This is a genomic window from Mesorhizobium sp. P2_D1 (assembly GCF_056404455.1).
Genome location: NZ_JBFUDZ010000014.1, coordinates 85,114 through 100,675, shown reverse-complemented (window position 1 = coordinate 100,675; position 15,562 = coordinate 85,114). Strand labels below are relative to the sequence as shown.

At 63.1% G+C, this 15,562-nt stretch carries 12 protein-coding genes, 1 tRNA gene and 1 pseudogene; 7 read left to right on the top strand and 7 right to left on the bottom strand.

What is annotated here, in order from left to right; genetic code table 11:
- Positions 1-795: an MBL fold metallo-hydrolase gene (locus tag AC1D0I_RS13165; RefSeq protein ID WP_477395535.1), complete on the bottom strand. Its 795-nt coding sequence runs from the start codon at positions 793-795 to the stop codon at positions 1-3.
- 258 nt (positions 796-1,053) lie between these two features.
- Here AC1D0I_RS13165 and mce point away from each other — a divergent pair, with 258 nt between their 5' ends.
- The 6 genes from mce to AC1D0I_RS13135 all read left to right on the top strand — a co-directional run bounded on the left by mce (position 1,054) and on the right by AC1D0I_RS13135 (position 7,445).
- On the top strand, positions 1,054-1,458 hold the full coding sequence (mce, locus tag AC1D0I_RS13160; protein ID WP_477395533.1) for a methylmalonyl-CoA epimerase: 405 nt from the start codon (positions 1,054-1,056) through the stop codon (positions 1,456-1,458).
- Entirely contained in the window at positions 1,455-1,739 is a 285-nt protein-coding gene (locus tag AC1D0I_RS13155; RefSeq protein WP_095087253.1) for a DUF1467 family protein, read from the top strand. The genes mce and AC1D0I_RS13155 overlap by 4 nt, the downstream gene beginning before the upstream one ends.
- A gap of 630 nt (positions 1,740-2,369) precedes the next feature.
- On the top strand, positions 2,370-3,698 hold the full coding sequence (gene proS, locus AC1D0I_RS13150; RefSeq protein WP_477395531.1) for a proline--tRNA ligase: 1,329 nt from the start codon (positions 2,370-2,372) through the stop codon (positions 3,696-3,698).
- Positions 3,695-4,981 (top strand): lipoprotein-releasing ABC transporter permease subunit, encoded by a 1,287-nt coding sequence (locus AC1D0I_RS13145; RefSeq protein ID WP_477228755.1) that lies wholly within the window; start codon positions 3,695-3,697, stop codon positions 4,979-4,981. Before proS ends, AC1D0I_RS13145 begins: the two co-directional genes overlap by 4 nt.
- Positions 4,978-5,670 (top strand): ABC transporter ATP-binding protein, encoded by a 693-nt coding sequence (locus AC1D0I_RS13140; protein ID WP_184873474.1) that lies wholly within the window; start codon positions 4,978-4,980, stop codon positions 5,668-5,670. Before AC1D0I_RS13145 ends, AC1D0I_RS13140 begins: the two co-directional genes overlap by 4 nt.
- 524 nt (positions 5,671-6,194) lie before the next feature.
- On the top strand, positions 6,195-7,445 hold the full coding sequence (locus AC1D0I_RS13135; protein WP_477395529.1) for a site-2 protease family protein: 1,251 nt from the start codon (positions 6,195-6,197) through the stop codon (positions 7,443-7,445).
- A gap of 27 nt (positions 7,446-7,472) precedes the next feature.
- Here the strand turns inward: AC1D0I_RS13135 and lipB are convergent, their stop codons facing one another.
- Positions 7,473-8,216 carry a lipoyl(octanoyl) transferase LipB gene (gene lipB / locus AC1D0I_RS13130; RefSeq protein ID WP_477395527.1) on the bottom strand — a complete coding sequence of 248 codons (744 nt, stop codon included), beginning with the start codon at positions 8,214-8,216 and terminating at the stop codon, positions 7,473-7,475.
- Positions 8,217-8,451: 235 nt separating this feature from the next.
- Here lipB and AC1D0I_RS13125 point away from each other — a divergent pair.
- Positions 8,452-8,536: transfer RNA gene (locus tag AC1D0I_RS13125), tRNA-Leu, on the top strand.
- 136 nt (positions 8,537-8,672) lie between these two features.
- Here the strand turns inward: AC1D0I_RS13125 and AC1D0I_RS13120 are convergent.
- From AC1D0I_RS13120 to AC1D0I_RS13100, 5 genes and pseudogenes are all read right to left on the bottom strand, one after another.
- A pseudogene (locus AC1D0I_RS13120) lies at positions 8,673-11,380 on the bottom strand (phosphoenolpyruvate carboxylase).
- A gap of 40 nt (positions 11,381-11,420) precedes the next feature.
- On the bottom strand, positions 11,421-12,389 hold the full coding sequence (locus AC1D0I_RS13115) for a 2-hydroxyacid dehydrogenase (RefSeq protein WP_477395525.1): 969 nt from the start codon (positions 12,387-12,389) through the stop codon (positions 11,421-11,423).
- A 77-nt stretch (positions 12,390-12,466) separates the two neighbouring features.
- Complete coding sequence (gene sucD / locus AC1D0I_RS13110) at positions 12,467-13,366, bottom strand: succinate--CoA ligase subunit alpha (protein WP_184873479.1); 900 nt, start codon at positions 13,364-13,366, stop codon at positions 12,467-12,469.
- 14 nt (positions 13,367-13,380) lie between these two features.
- Positions 13,381-14,565: a malate--CoA ligase subunit beta gene (locus tag AC1D0I_RS13105; RefSeq protein WP_477307047.1), complete on the bottom strand. Its 1,185-nt coding sequence runs from the start codon at positions 14,563-14,565 to the stop codon at positions 13,381-13,383.
- A 21-nt stretch (positions 14,566-14,586) separates the two neighbouring features.
- Positions 14,587-15,549 (bottom strand): HpcH/HpaI aldolase/citrate lyase family protein, encoded by a 963-nt coding sequence (locus AC1D0I_RS13100; RefSeq protein ID WP_477228747.1) that lies wholly within the window; start codon positions 15,547-15,549, stop codon positions 14,587-14,589.
- Positions 15,550-15,562 lie beyond the last annotated feature (13 nt).

Sequence of the window (15,562 nt, the reverse complement as noted above, 5' to 3'; positions counted from 1 at the left end):
CTATACGTTCAGCTGATAGCTGACGGGAAGCCAGCGAAAAGAGCCGTCTACCTGCTCGACGTAGCCCAGTCCTGGAAATGGCATGTGGTGGCCAGCGATCAACAGACGCTGTTCCGCGGCCATCTTCAGCAGTCGCTTGCGGGTCTCGATGGCCAGGTCTTTGTCATCATCCAGATCGGCACGCCACTCCGGCCGCTGGATGGACACGACATAGTGCAGGAAAGCGTCCGACCAGATGAGCAATTGCTGTCCGTCGCTTTCGACGAGAAACGCCAGCAGCCCGGGAGAATGACCGGCTGCGTCGATGGCGGTAATGCCAGGCGCAACCTTATCTCCGGGCGCTATGAATGTTGCCTGGTCGGCCAGGTTGCTGCAAATGCGCCTGAATAGATCGCGGTTTTTCAATCTGGCCTCGCGCACCGCATTTCCCTCGGTCCAGAAGCTGAATTCCGCCGCGCCGAATACATAGCGTGCGCGCCTGAAAACGGGTTCGCCATCCTTCACAAGTCCTCCGATGTGATCCGGGTGCCCGTGGGTGATGATCACCACGTCAATGTCATCAGGCCCGAGCCCAAGGTCCTGCAGACATTCCAAAAGCGAACTGTCCGCATCTCCGCATCCGGTGTCGAACAGGATCTTTTCGGAACCGGTGTCGATCAGCGTCGGGATGAAACAGTGCTCGTAGCGATCGCGGTCGATGAAGTTCGAGCCAGCGAGTTCGTGCACTGCGGTTGACGACTGTCCAGGTGCCAGGGCCGATGCAAGGTTGTCGCGAACATCGACGGCATCGAGCAAAGCGGCAACCTTGAATGAGCCAAGACCGAATGTGAAAACGCGTGGGCGAGAAGGGTGAGCATCGGACATTGCCGTTTGTACTTCGCAGTTGCCGATTGGAACAGCCTGGGCGGCTATTTTTGAAACTCTCGGCCCGTTCAACGGCGTTCGAGGACGGCTCATCGAAGTGCGACAGTGCGCGCCTGGTGAAAGGCTGTTGATATCAGTCGATTTGACGTATGACGCCAGCCATCGGGACCCAGAAGGGAATGCTCGGATATGCTCGGTCGCCTGAATCATGTCGCGCTTGTAGTGCCGGATCTGGCTGTGGCCGTCGCCGCCTATCGCAACACGCTCGGCGCCGAAGTGACGGAGCCGCAGGCACTGCCGGAGCACGGTGTGACCGTGGTGTTCGTCAATGTCGGCAACACCAAGATCGAACTTCTGGAGCCGCTGGGCGAGGGCTCGCCGATCGCCGCTTTCCTGGAGAAGAACCCGTCCGGCGGCATGCACCATCTTTGCTACGAGGTCGACGACATCCTGGCCGCGCGCGATCAGCTCAAGACCGCAGGCGCGCGCGTGCTAGGTGACGGCAATCCGAAGACCGGGGCGCATGGCAAGCCGGTGCTGTTCCTGCATCCGAAGGATTTCTTCGGTACGCTGATCGAACTGGAGCAATCATGAGCTGGGTGTCGTTCACCGCACTTTTCTTCGCCACCTGGTGGATCGTGCTGTTCGTCGTGCTGCCGTTCAGCGTCAGGACGCAGGACGACGATCATGACGTGACGCTGGGCACGGTTCCAAGTGCGCCGCGCGGCCCGCATATGCTGCGCGCCATCCTGCGAACCACCGTCGCGACGGCGGTTCTCATGGGCATTTTCTATGGCCTGACGAAAGGGTTGGGATACAGCCTCGACGAGGTGCCGCACATCATTCCGGAATTCAGTCAGACGCCAACGAAATAGGCCTTTTCAGGCCGCGTTTCAGCCGATTCGAGATCGACACGATATCGCCTGGAGGCCATGGCGATTCTGGCTTTGTGCCGGTTGACGCAAGGTCATCCAGTTTATCAATCTCTGCTGCTAACCAGATGTTTGCACAAAAAAAATGCAAGGCACAAGGCCTTGCAATTTAAACGCGTCCGATCTGTTTCCGGTTTCCGGCGGCAGCGAGTTACCGCGCCTAGATCGCATCCTCCCAAGACTTTGACCGCGTAGGAGAGCAGATTTTTCTCTACCCTCTYGGTTATCGGGGCACATTAGCCCAACGCGAATGAAAATGTCACGTAGAATTTTKCCTTGAAACGGGCATTCTCGTGCTGCACTGCACAATAGTGTGGCAGGCTTTGCTTGGGAAACGACCAGTAAGACGCGCGCGGCACTGCAGCATCCCTGGAACGCCGGGTGTCCGAGGCACGCGCGAGGATGCTCAGGCACGTTCGACCCCATGTATCGTGCCATTCCGAAAGCCGATTTCCGATTTTCGGATCGATGCGTCCGGGTTTCCATTCCGCCATGAAATGGCTATGAAGCCGGGGCAAGCAAGCCCGTGTCGCGCCGATTCCCGCGCGGCCATCCTCACTCACGGACCAGTCCATGCGTTTGTCGCGCTATTTCCTGCCTATCCTCAAAGAAAATCCGCGCGAGGCCGAAATCGTCTCGCACCGGCTAATGTTGCGCGCCGGCATGATCCGACAGCAGGGGCAGGGCAGTTTCTCGTGGCTGCCGCTCGGCAAGCGGGTGCTGGACAAGGTTTGCCGGATCATCCGCGAGGAGCAGAATCGCGCCGGTGCGCTGGAAATCCTGATGCCGACCATCCAGTCGGCGGATCTGTGGCGCGAAAGCGGCCGCTATGATGACTACGGCAAGGAGATGCTGCGCATCAAGGACCGGCAGGACCGCGACATGCTCTACGGCCCGACCAATGAGGAAGTGGTCACCGAGATCGTCCGCGCCTACGTGAAGTCCTACAAGGACCTGCCGCTCAATCTCTACCACATCCAGTGGAAGTTCCGCGACGAAGTGCGGCCGCGCTTCGGCGTCATGCGTAGCAGGGAATTCCTGATGAAGGACGCCTATTCCTTCGACCTCGACTTCGAGGGCGCCAAGGCGGCGTACAACAGGATGTTCGTGTCCTATCTCAGGACGTTTACGCGCATGGGCCTGCAGGCGATTCCGATGCGGGCCGACACCGGGCCGATCGGTGGCGATCTCAGCCATGAGTTCATCATCCTCGCCGACACCGGCGAGAGCCAGGTTTTCTGCCATCGCGACTATCTTTCGCTGGACGTGCCCGGAGAAAAGACCGACTTCGCCAACGACGCCGAGATCGGCGACATCGTCAAGACATGGACGACGCCCTACGCCGCCACCGACGAGATGCATGACGAGGCGGCCTGGGAGAAGATCGGCGAAAGCGACAAGGTTTCGGCGCGCGGCATCGAGGTTGGCCACATCTTCCATTTCGGCGACAAATATTCCAAGCCGATGGGCGCCAAGGTGACCGGGCCCGACGGCAAGGATCATTTCGTCTCCGGCGGCTCCTACGGCATCGGTCCGTCGCGCCTGGTCGCGGCGATCATCGAAGCCAGCCATGACGACAACGGCATCATCTGGCCGGAAGCGGTGTCGCCATTCGACATCGGATTGATCAACATGAAGGCGGGCGATGCCGAGTGCGACCGCGTCTGTGACGAGCTGCATGCCGCCTTCGTCGCCGCCGGCAAGGATGTGCTCTACGACGACACCGACCAGCGGCCGGGCGGCAAGTTCGCCACCGCCGACCTGATCGGCCTGCCGTGGCAAGTCATCGTCGGGCCGCGCGGCGTTGCCGCAGGCGAGATCGAGATCAAGAATCGCAAGACCGGCGAGCGCGAGACGCTGCCGATCGCCGACGCGAAAAAACGCTTTGGCAGCGCCGCATGAGCGACGTGGCGGCGGCAAGATCGGCGGGCGCCGGACCTTTTTCCATCTTCGAGCGCATGGTTGCCTGGCGCTACCTGCGCTCGCGGCGCAAGGAGACGGTGATCTCGGTGATCGCCTCGATCTCCTTCCTCGGCATCATGCTGGGGGTCGCCACGCTGATCGTGGTGATGGCGGTGATGAACGGCTTCCGGGCGGAGCTGTTGACGCGCATCCTCGGCGTCAACGGCCATCTGATCGCGCAGCCGCTCGATTCGCCGCTTGAGGATTACGCGCAGGTCGCCGGACGCATCAACGGCGTGCCCGGCGTCAAATACGCCATCCCGCTGATCGACGGCCAGGTGCTGGCGCAAGGCAATGTCGGCGGCGGGACCGGCGCGCTGGTGCGCGGCATACGCGGCGAGGATCTGAGCAAGATCGCCATCGTCGCGGCCAACGTCAAGCAGGGTTCGATCGCCGGTTTCGACACCGGCGAGGGCGTCGCCATAGGCAAGCGCATGGCCGAGAATCTCGGCCTGGCGCTCGGCGACACGATCACCTTGATCTCGCCCGACGGCGACGTGACGCCGCTTGGCACGACGCCACGCATGAAGGGCTATCCGATCACCGCGATCTTCGAAGTCGGCATGTCGGAATATGACAGTTCCATCGTCTACATGCCGTTCTCGGAGGCACAGCTCTATTTCAACATGGACGGCCGGGCCCAGACGATCGAGATCTATGTCGACAATCCCGATGATGTCGACGCGCTGAAACCGAAGGTGGAGGAGGCGGCGCAGCGGCCAATCGACCTCGTCGACTGGCGCCAGCGCAACGAGACCTTCTTTTCCGCCCTGCAGGTCGAGCGCAACGTCATGTTCATGATCTTGACGCTGATCGTGCTGGTGGCGGCGCTCAATATCATTTCCGGCCTGATCATGCTGGTGAAGGACAAGGGGCATGACATCGCCATCCTGCGCACCATGGGGGCGTCGCGCGGCGCCATCCTGCGCATCTTCCTGATGACGGGGGCGGCGATCGGCGTGACCGGCACGATCGCCGGCGTGCTGCTCGGCGTGCTGATCTGCACCAACATCGAATCCATCCGCCAGTTCTTCTCCTGGATGACCGGCAAGGTGCTGTTCAACCCGGAGCTCTATTTCCTCAGCCAGCTGCCGGCGAAAATGGATCCGCGCGAGACGACCTACGTCATCCTGATGGCGCTCGGGCTGTCATTCCTGGCAACGGTGTTTCCTGCGTGGCGAGCCGCCCGGCTCGATCCCGTCGAAGCTTTGAGGTATGAATGATGGCCGAGGCCATTATCGAGCTGAAGAGCGTCGAGCGGCACTACGTCCAGGGGCCGCGCAAGCTCACCATTCTCAACGGCGCCGATTTCTCGCTGAAGCGCGGCGAGATGGTTGCGCTGGTGGCGCCGTCGGGCACCGGCAAGTCGACGCTGCTGCACACTGCCGGCCTGCTGGAGCGGCCTGATGCCGGCGACGTCATCCTGGCCGGCCGTGCCTGCGGGCGGCTCTCCGACGACGAGCGCACGGCGATCCGCCGCAACGATGTCGGCTTCGTCTACCAGTTCCATCACCTGCTGCCGGAATTCTCGGCGCTGGAAAACATCATGATGCCGCAGCTCATCAAGGGGCTGAGCCGCAAGGAGGCGTCGGAGCGCGCGGCGCAACTGCTCGACTACATGCAGATCGGCAAGCGCGCGTCGCACCGTCCGTCCGAGCTTTCCGGCGGCGAGCAGCAGCGTGTCGCCATTGCCCGCGCGGTTGCCAACGCACCGCTGGTGTTGTTGGCCGACGAGCCGACTGGCAACCTCGACCCCGTCACCGCCTCCTATGTGTTCGAGGCGCTGGCGGCGCTGGTCAAGCAATCGGGCCTCGCGGCGCTGATCGCCACCCACAATCACGAACTGGCCTCGCGCATGGACCGGCGCGTCACGCTGGCCGACGGCAAAGTGGTGCCGCTCGGCTCGGGCTGATCTCAGTCTCGACAGCTCGCAGACAGTCCACCCTCAGTCCACCCTCAGTGCGCGTTGCGGCTCCATTGATGGTTGTCGCACGCCCGTCAACCTTTCCTTAACCCTGCCGATTTGATCGCCCGGAAATTCCGGACGCGGCCGGATTCCGACCGTTGACAATAGAACAAAATTAGAACAAATTAGAAACATATCAACAACAGGAGAGAGTTATGACCGATCTGGTTCAGGATGTCATCTCACTGGTTTGCATGAGCACGTTTCTCATTTCCATGGCGATCTGGATCGGCGCCATGTGATCTGGAGTTGAGGACGTGGCGCGAACGCAAGCGTCCCTCGGGCGCGAAACTCCTCACATACCCTCTCCCCGTTCAAGACGGGGAGAGGGGGGCATCAACGCTGGCGGCATGCCTTTCACTGAGACGCCGACGCGAATGGCTTGTGACCGGGAACTGGGCTTTCCTGTTAAGCTTTTCTTGCCGCCGCGACGTTTAGGGTAATCCCTCCAAGACAGGGAGCAACGTCGCGTGTCGCCCATCGTCACGGCCATCCTCGTGGCCAGCAATCTCGGGCTGATCTTTCTCTTGATGAGCGTGCCGCTTGGTTTGCGCACGATCAGGCTCAGCCGTGTCGTGGCAATGGACCGGCAGCGCCTCTGGCAGGCGCTGTGGCCACTCGGCAGCGATGCCGGTTGGTCCGGCGAGATCCTTTCGGCCGAGCTGCTGGACGGCGAGGGCATGGCACGCATTATGCTGTCCTGGGAAGGCCGCGACGGCAAGCCGATCGAGCGCAAGTCGCGGTTTGAAGACGTGGTCGAGGGCAGCCGCTTCTCGATGCGGGTCATTGAGGATACCGCGCTCGACACCTCGTTCTGGAAGGATTTTCGCGAGACCACTGAGCTCGTTTCCGAAGGCAGCGGCACGCGGGTCACGCTTGGCCAGACCGATCGCTATCGCGGCTTTGCCTTCCTGGTTTTCCGCTATTTCGCCATGCGCCGAGAACTCTCCAAGCTGCAGCGCTGGGCAAGGACCGGACGGTATCGCAAGGGCGGCTGGTTCGAGCATCCGCTCAGCCAGGTCGGCTTTGCGGCATTGTCGGCATTGATCCTGTGGCCGTTCTTCGGTCTTCATTTCGGCGGACTGGCGCTGGCAGCGATCCTGACGTCAGTGGTGGCCCTGCACGAGCTCGGCCACATGGCCGCGTTTCGCCTGATGGGTCACAACAAGGCGCGCATGATCTTCATTCCGCTGCTCGGTGGCATCGCCATTGGCGGGCGTCCATATGACAGCCGTTTCGAAGTCGCCTTCGTGGCGTTGATGGGCGCTGGCTTCTCCGCCTTCCTAGTGCCGGTCGTCATCGTCGCCAGCACCTTTGCCGGCGCGGAAGGATATCGACTGGCAGCAATGCTGCTGGCGACGCTGGCGGGCTTTGCTGCCCTGTTCAACATCGCCAATCTGGTGCCGGTGTGGAAGTTCGATGGCGGCCAGGTGCTGCGCCAGATCTGCCCGGGGCCGATCGTGCTGGCGCTGGCCTCGTTCTCCCTGCTTTCGGCCTTCCTGGGGCTTGGCCGAAAGGCCGGCTTTTCCCCGGGCTTTCTGCTCGCCGCGGGCGCGGTCTTTTCAATCCTCAGCCTGCTGACGATGCGCAGCGGGGTAAAGCCGCGCCACGAGCTGAAACCGATCCGCACCGTCGACCGCCTCGTCATCGCCGGCGCGCTGCTGGCGGTGTTCGCTATCCATGGCTTCGGCGTCCTGTGGGCGTCCGCGCAACTGATCTGAGGTGTGTTGATATTCGGGCCGGATGGGTCAGCCGGCTTTACGGGTGGCTTCGACAGGCAAAGCCGTGGCGGGACCGAAGACGTCCTCGAAGGCGGATTTCAGGGCCAGGTCGAGGTCCGCCATTGTCACAGGCAAGCCGAGATCGACCAGGCTGGTGACGCCGTGGTCCTGCACGCCGCACGGCACGATGCCGCTGAAATGGTCGAGATCCGGTTCGACATTGATGGCGATGCCATGAAAGCTCACCCAGCGCCGCAGCCTGATGCCGATGGCGGCGATCTTGTCTTCGGCCGGCGAGCCGTCCGGCAGGGCAGGGCGATCCGGCCGCACCACCCAGACACCGACGCGGTCCTCGCGGCGTTCGCCGTGCACGTTGAAAGCGGCGAGCGTGCCGATGATCCACTGTTCAAGCGCGGCGACAAAAGCACGGACATCCTCGCGGCGCCGCTTCAGGTCGAGCATCACATAGGCGACCCGCTGGCCCGGCCCATGATAGGTGTACTCACCGCCGCGCCCAGCCGCGAACACTGGAAAACGGTTCGCGTCGATCAGGTCCTCGCTACGGGCACTGGTGCCGGCGGTGTAAAGCGGCGGATGTTCGACAAGCCAGACCATTTCGCCGGCGGCACCGCTTCGGATCTCCTCGGCGCGCGCCTCCATGAAGGCCAACGCATCCGGATAGGCGGTGAGGCCAGGCTCGATGCGCCATTCGACCGGTGCTGACCCGGGGAGCGGCAGGAACGACGTGGCGATCTGGCTGCGTTCTGGCATGGCTTTTCGTTTTTCGTTTATGCATGTCACGATCCAAAACCGCCTTGCGCTTTCGGGCGACATGCATTTGCCTTCCATATGGCGCTATCGGGCCGAAACGTCCAGTTTCGGCTACGCATTCCAATTCTGTGGAACGTTATGCCAATCGCTGGCGATTATTGCTTGCGGCGCACTTGTTTCGCCGGAAACGATTTGCTACACGCCGCGAGCCGGTCGGTTCCGGCTCCTACCACGTGCGGTCGTGGCGGAATTGGTAGACGCGCAGCGTTGAGGTCGCTGTGGGGCAACCCGTGGAAGTTCGAGTCTTCTCGACCGCACCAAGATTTCCCTGATAGATTGCTTATGGCGAGCTCTGACGGCAGGCGATGACACGTCGCGGCCACAGGGCTTCCTGCTGATCGAAACGGCAGCGGCGGCGCGTCCTTCAGACCACGCCGCCGCTTCGCCTTTTAGGACCTATCCCGTCCACCCAAGGCCAGCCGAAATACAATTGATCGATACAAGCAGAGCGTCGGTCGCCCGCTTTTGATCCGCCGTGCCGGTATTTGCCCGAACTTCACGCAGCAGATCGACCTGCAGCCGGTGAATGTCATCCATCTGTCGCCGCAGACTGTCGAAACGCCGCTTGAACATCGGAAAGCGCGCGGAAAGATCGCCTCCCGTGAGGTCGCCGATCAGGCGTCGCGTCAACTCGTATTCGGCGGCGATGCGGGCGTAGATTCGCTGGGCCGCATCGCTGTCGGACACCAGGCGGGCGTAGAGCCCCGCGATCTCCATGTCGGACTGGTAGAGCGTCTTCTCGGCCTCGTCGACGATCAAGCGGAAGAAGCGCGAGTGCTCGAACATGCGAGCTAGAAGTTCGCGCCCGGCCTCGCCGCGCACGGCGACGAAAGAGCTAAGCGCGCTGCCGATGCCATACCAGCCAGTCAGCAGATGACGGTTCTGGCTCCAGGCGAACACCCATGGGATGGCGCGCAGATCGGCAATGCCGCTGGCGCCGAAACGGCGGTCCGGCCGTGACCCCATTTTCAGGAGCGCCAGCTCCGCGACCGGGCTCGCCTGGTTAAATAATCGAGGAAACCGGGCTCGGCCATCAACCCGGCGTAGGATGCCTGCGACATGCCTGCCAGAGCTTCCAGCGCCTCGTCGAATTCCGGCGTTTCCTTCGGCTCGACATCACCGGGCGATCCGACACCGTGGGCCAGCACGCCAGCGGCGAGAACCTCGAGCTGGTTGAGGCCGGTGCCGCGATTGGCGAATTTCGACGATACGACCTCGCCCTGCTCCGTCACCCGCATGGATCCGGCTACAGTGCCTTCCGGTTGTGCCGCGATCGCCCGGCCGGTCGGCGCGCCGCCACCGCTGACAGAGCCGCCGCGACCGTGAAAGAAACTGATCCTGACGTTGTGCTTGCGCCCGACGGCGGCGAGGCGCTTTTGCGCTTTTGCCAGTTCCCAATTGGAAGCCAGAAAACCGCCGTCCTTGTTGGAATCTGAATAACCAAGCATGATTTCCTGGCGCGCGCCGAAATCCCGCACTGTCCGCCTCACCAGTGAAACGCCGAGCAATCCATTCAGGATGCCCGGTGCGGCCTGTAGATCGGCGATGGTCTCGAACAATGGCACGATCCGCAGCCTGATCGTGCCGCCGCCACCGGGCGCGGTTGAAAGTCCGCAATATTGCGCCAGCAGATAGACAGCGAGCAGATCGTCGGCCGAACGGGTCATGCTGAGAACGAAGGAGCCGACAGCGTCGGCATCCGACCCGGAGATCTGCTCGCGGATAACTGAGAATGTCGAAAGCAGTTCACCTGCTTCAGGCGAGAGCCGGCCTGCGTCGATCTCCAGCCGCTCGCCCTGGCTGATGGCCGCGCGAATGCGCGCCGACCATTGCGGCGTGCCGGCTACGACCGGTTCGGCGGGATTTTCCAGCGCAAACAGCTCGGCCAGCACCCGGTTGACGACCGTGGAGTTCTGCCGGATGTCGAGCGAGACCGTACGGAAGCCGAAGCTTCCAACTTGCCAAAGCAGAGGCTGGATGAAACGCTTGGCTACCGCGCGCCCTCCGATTGCTTCGAGAACGGAGGACAGCCCGTTCAGATCGGCACGAAACGCCTCTGCCGAGAGATATGCCGCCGGACCGCCGTCTCGCGTGGCCTCCAGCCGGGCAAGCAAGGCCGAAGCGAACTGGCGAAGCGGTTCGTCAGGGTTGCGGGCGGCGATCACGTATGCCAGTCCGCTTTTATCAAGCGCCGTTTGCAGCACCGGCTTGAAGCTGGCCGGCAGGTCGATGACGTTCGAGCTGGCGCTGAGCACCGTCACCAGCCGCTGCACCTGCGTCAGATACCAGCCGATGGCGGTGTTGCGGTATTCGGCCATGGCATGGGCGGTGACCGCGGCAGTCACATTTGGATTGCCATCGCGGTCGCCGCCGATCCACGAGGCATAGCGCATGAATGAGGGAATTCTGATCGGCTCTCCCGGATAGTGACGCTCGAAGGCGGCCTGCAGCTTGCCATAGAGCTGCGGCGTTGCCTCGAAGATGACTTCGCGAAAGAAATGCAGGCCCCAGGCGATTTCACGTTCGACCGTCGGACGCTCCAGGCGCAGCTCACCCGTCATCCACAGAAGCTCGATCTCGCTTTCCAGATCGGCGACCAACAGCGAGCGTTCGCGCGGTGCCCAGCGCGGCTGGTCGAGCTCGGTCAGCTTGCGATAGATACGGCGGTGGATCTCCAGCACCGTGACGCGTTTGGCCTCCGTCGGGTGCGCGGTCATGGTCGGGCCGACGCGAAGCTCATCGAGCTTCGCCTGGACTTCCTCGGCGGATTGGCCGTTCGCTGCCATCTGCGCGATCACGCTGGCAAAGGATCCGGGCACTTCGTCGACACCCGCGCCTTGTTCGAGTTCGCGGCGCGCCCGCATGGCAAGCAACTCGTCTGCTATCGCCAGCAACTGGAACCATACGCCGCTCGCCTGGAGCGCCGGGATGCGCTGCTCCGCGGCGAGGGAGACAAGCGACCGACGTCCGGCCAGAACGGCGGCGATCTCGGGCTCACGCGCGCTTGCGACCTGAAGCAGCAAGCGCAACAACAGGCTGCGCTCGTCCTCACGAAAGTTGATGCGTCTGCTCTGTTCCAAACCGGTTTCCTGCTTCGTCCGCACCGATGCCGCTGTAGCCCTGAACCGAGGGCGGCGCCTGCTGTCAGGCGACCCGGTCGGGGACCGGGCGACCCTCGAAAAAGGCGGTCAGGTTCTCCACCACCTTCATGCCCATAGCCACCCGCGTTTCCTCGGTCGCACTCCCGAGATGTGGCAACAGCACCACGTTCTCCAACCGCTTCAGCGCCTCCGGAACGGCCGGCTCGTCGGCAAAGACGTCGAGACCCGCCCCAGCGATCTCGCGCCTTTCCAGCGCACCGATCAGGGCATCCTGGTCGACAACGTCGCCGCGCGCCGTGTTGATCAGGAACGCGTCGCTTTTCATGGACCGCAAGCTTCGGGCATTGATGAGATGGCGGTTTTCCGCGCCGCCCGGACAGTGCAGCGACACGAAATCGGATGCGGTGAGCACATCTTCCAGGGTTGGCATCTGCACCGCGCCCATGGCGCGCGTCTCGTCATCATCGACCGGGGACCGATTGAAGAACACGATGTTCATACCGAAGCCGAAATGCGCGCGCCTGGCTGTCGCCTTGCCGATGCGCCCCATGCCGACAATACCCAAGGTTTTGCCCGACACCTTCGCGCCGGCCATATGGGTTGGCGACCAGCCGCGCCACTCTCCGGCCCGCAACTGCCGCTCGCCCTCACCAGTCCGGCGCGCGACAGCCAACAGCAAGCTGAGGGCGAGGTCGGCGGTGCAATCGGTCAGCACGCCCGGAGTGTTGGTCACGACGATGTCGCGGTCGCGGGCTGCCGCGACATCGATATGGCTGAAGCCGACGCCGAAATTGGCAATGATCCGGGTGCGGGCGGTGTTCTCGGGAAACACTGCACCAGGCAAGCGGTCGCTGACCGTTGCCAGGATCGCGTCAAAATTCGCGAATGCCGATGTCATTGCGGCAGGGCTCAGCGGCGTATCGCTGGGGTTGAGCGTCGTGTCGAAGCGCTCGGCGAGGATCGCTTCAACGGGGGCCGGCCATCTCCGGGTGACAATCAAACGCGGTTTCATCGAATTTCCTGCCGATCGATGGGCCGCGATGCATCCGCCGACCCGAAACAGACTTCACATTTTGAGCCATGCGACCGTCAGGCCGCCTTCTTCATCCCGGCCAGGGTATCGGCAACGACCTCCCCGAAGGACGATGGCGTCGGCACGATGACGACGCCGGCCTCTTTGAGGATTTCGACCTTTTCCTGCGCCGACTCGCCGAAGGCCGAGATGATGGCGCCGGCATGGCCCATGCGCCGGCCCTTCGGCGCGGAAAGCCCGGCGATGTAGGCGATCAGCGGCTTGCGCATGTTGTCGCGCGCCCAGATCGCGGCTTCCGCCTCCTGCGGTCCGCCGATCTCGCCGATCATGACCACGGCATCGGTTTCGTCGTCCTGTTCGAACAGCTTCAGCATGTCCTTGAAGGACGAGCCGTTGATCGGATCACCGCCGATGCCGACGCTGGTCGAAACGCCGATGCCGAGCGCCTTCATCTGCGAGGCTGCCTCATAGCCGAGCGTGCCCGAGCGCCCGACGATGCCGACGCGACCGGGGAGATAGATGCTGCCCGGCATGATGCCCATCAGTGCCTGTCCGGGCGTGATCACGCCAGCGCAGTTCGGACCGATCAGCCGCATGCGGTCCTCGAAACGGTAGCGAAGCATGTAGCGCTTCACCTGCATCATGTCCTGCGAGGGGATGCCGTCGGTGATGCAGACGCATAGCTTTATGCCGGCATCGGCGGCTTCCATGATCGAATCGGCAGCGAAAGGCGGCGGCACGAAGACGATGCTCGCTTCGGCGCGGGTTTCGCGAACGGCGCCCTTGACGGTGTTGAAGACCGGCAGGCCGAGATGCTTCTGACCGCCCTTGCCGGGCGTCACGCCGCCGACGAGCTTGGTGCCGTAGCGCTTCATGTCTTCGGCATGGAAGCTGCCGATCTTGCCGGTGAAGCCCTGGACGATGACCCGCGTGCCGCGGTTGAGCAGGATTGCCATATTTTTCAGCTCCCTCAGCTTGCTTTTTTGAGCATTGCCGAACGCCATGCGGCGACGGCTTTTTCGGCGGCTTCCGCCAGCGTTTCGGCGACGATCACCGCCTCGCCGGAATCGGCCAGGATGCGGCGCCCTTCCTCGACCTTGGTGCCGGCAAGCCGCACCACCAGGGGGACATTGACGCCGACTTCGCGGATCGCCTTGACGACGCCTTCGGCGACCCAGTCGCAACGGTTGATGCCGGCGAAGATGTTGACCAGGATGGTCTCGACATTCTTGTCGCCCAGCACGGCCCGAAACGATTTCGCGACCCGCTCGGGCGAGGCGCCGCCACCGATGTCGAGGAAGTTGGCCGGCTCGCCGCCGGCGATCTTGATCATGTCCATCGTCGCCATGGCGAGGCCGGCGCCGTTGATGATGCAGCCGATATTGCCGTCGAGACCGACATAGGAGAGGCCCCGGTCGCTGGCGAAGGTCTCACGAGGGTCCTCCTGGCTCTTGTCGCGCAGCTCCGAGATTTCCGGCCGCCGGAACAACGCGTTCTCGTCGAACGACATCTTGGCGTCGAGCGCGACGAGGTTGCCGTCGCGCGTCACCACCAGCGGATTGATCTCCAGCATCGAGGCGTCGTAGTCGCGGAACACCTGGTAGCAGCTGAAGATGGTTTCGGTCGCCTTGCCGATCAGGTTCTGATCCAGGCCGAGCCCGAAGGCGATCTCGCGCGCCTGGAAGCGCTGCATGCCGACGCCCGGATCGACCGTGGTCCGGATGATGGAATCCGGCGCCCTCTCGACAATATCCTCGATCTCCATGCCACCGGCGGCCGACGCCACGATCATGACGCGCTCCTCCTTGCGGTCGAGAACGAAGCCGACATAGAGCTCCTGCGCGATGTCGACGGCCTCCTCGAGGTAGAGCCGCGATATCAGCTTGCCTCGCGGGCCGGTCTGCTGGGTCACGAGCTTGCGGCCGAGCATTGCTTCGGCCGCGTTGGAGATCTCCTCGTCATTGGCGCAGAGCTTGATGCCGCCGGCCTTGCCGCGGGCACCGGAATGAACCTGCGCCTTGAGAACCCATTTGCCGCCGCCGATCTCGCGCGCCCGATAGGTTGCCTGCTCGGGGCTGTAGGCCAGGCCGCCGCGCGGAACATGAATCCCGTGGCGGGCAAGCAGCTCCTTGGCCTGGTATTCGTGAATGTCCATTTTTTGTCCTCCCAAGAGCCTTCAGTGCGTGGCAGCGTGCGCTTGGCCGGCGCGTTCGATTGCTTCGTTGACCACCAGCACATTGCGCGCCATGCGTTCCGACGCCGCGTCGATCATTTTTCCGTCGAGCGCCGCCGCGCCCTTTCCGAGCGCCTCCGCTTCCTTGAGCACTTCCAGGATGCGCCTGGCGCGGACGACTTCCTTTTCCGGCGGCGAGAAGACGCTGTTGGCAAGCGCGATCTGCGAGGGGTGGATCGCCCATTTGCCTTCGATGCCAAGTGCCGCCGCGCGCCTTGCCGCAGCCGTGTAGCCCTCGGGGTCCGAGAAGTCGCCGAACGGCCCGTCGATGGCGCGCAGGCCGTAGGCCCTGCAGGCAACGGTCATCCGCGACAGGGCGAAATGCCACTGGTCGCCCGGATAGTCGGGATTGAGGCCACCGATGTTGACGGTGCGCGCCTTGTTGCTGGCGGCATAGTCGGCGACGCCGAAATGCATCGCCTCCAGGCGGCCGGGCGTCGCGGCGATCGCCTCGACATTGGCCATGCCGAGCGCCGTCTCGATGAGGGCTTCGAGGCCGACGCGGGTCTTGTAGCCCTTGGCCATCTCGATCTGGTTGACCATGGCTTCGACCATATAGAGGTCGGCCGGAACGCCGACTTTCGGCACCAGGATGGTGTCCAGCCGGTCGCCGGCCTGTTCCATCACGTCGACCACGTCGCGGTACATGTAGTGCGTGTCGAGGCCGTTGATGCGTACCGAAACGGTCTTGCCCTTGGCGCGCCAGTCGATGTCGTTGAGCGCCTGGATGATGTTTTTGCGGGCACGTTCCTTGTCCGGCGGGGCGACCGCGTCCTCGATGTCGAGGAAGACGAAGTCGGCGGCACTGTTGGCCGCCTTTTCGATCATCTCCGGGCTGGAGCCTGGAACCGCGAGTTCGCTGCGCTGCAGCCTGAGTTTTTTGAGATGGTTGATCGTGTGGCTCATGGTCGCGTTCCTC

Coding starts and splice junctions, on each gene's coding strand:
- AC1D0I_RS13145 (WP_477228755.1), top strand. CDS start 3,695: ATGAGCGACGTGGCGGCGGCAAGATCGGCGGGCGCCGGACCTTTTTCC.
- AC1D0I_RS13115 (WP_477395525.1), bottom strand. CDS start 12,389: ATGAAACCGCGTTTGATTGTCACCCGGAGATGGCCGGCCCCCGTTGAA.
- AC1D0I_RS13100 (WP_477228747.1), bottom strand. CDS start 15,549: ATGAGCCACACGATCAACCATCTCAAAAAACTCAGGCTGCAGCGCAGC.
- sucD (WP_184873479.1), bottom strand. CDS start 13,366: ATGGCAATCCTGCTCAACCGCGGCACGCGGGTCATCGTCCAGGGCTTC.
- lipB (WP_477395527.1), bottom strand. CDS start 8,216: ATGCCAGAACGCAGCCAGATCGCCACGTCGTTCCTGCCGCTCCCCGGG.
- proS (WP_477395531.1), top strand. CDS start 2,370: ATGCGTTTGTCGCGCTATTTCCTGCCTATCCTCAAAGAAAATCCGCGC.
- mce (WP_477395533.1), top strand. CDS start 1,054: ATGCTCGGTCGCCTGAATCATGTCGCGCTTGTAGTGCCGGATCTGGCT.
- AC1D0I_RS13140 (WP_184873474.1), top strand. CDS start 4,978: ATGATGGCCGAGGCCATTATCGAGCTGAAGAGCGTCGAGCGGCACTAC.
- AC1D0I_RS13105 (WP_477307047.1), bottom strand. CDS start 14,565: ATGGACATTCACGAATACCAGGCCAAGGAGCTGCTTGCCCGCCACGGG.
- AC1D0I_RS13155 (WP_095087253.1), top strand. CDS start 1,455: ATGAGCTGGGTGTCGTTCACCGCACTTTTCTTCGCCACCTGGTGGATC.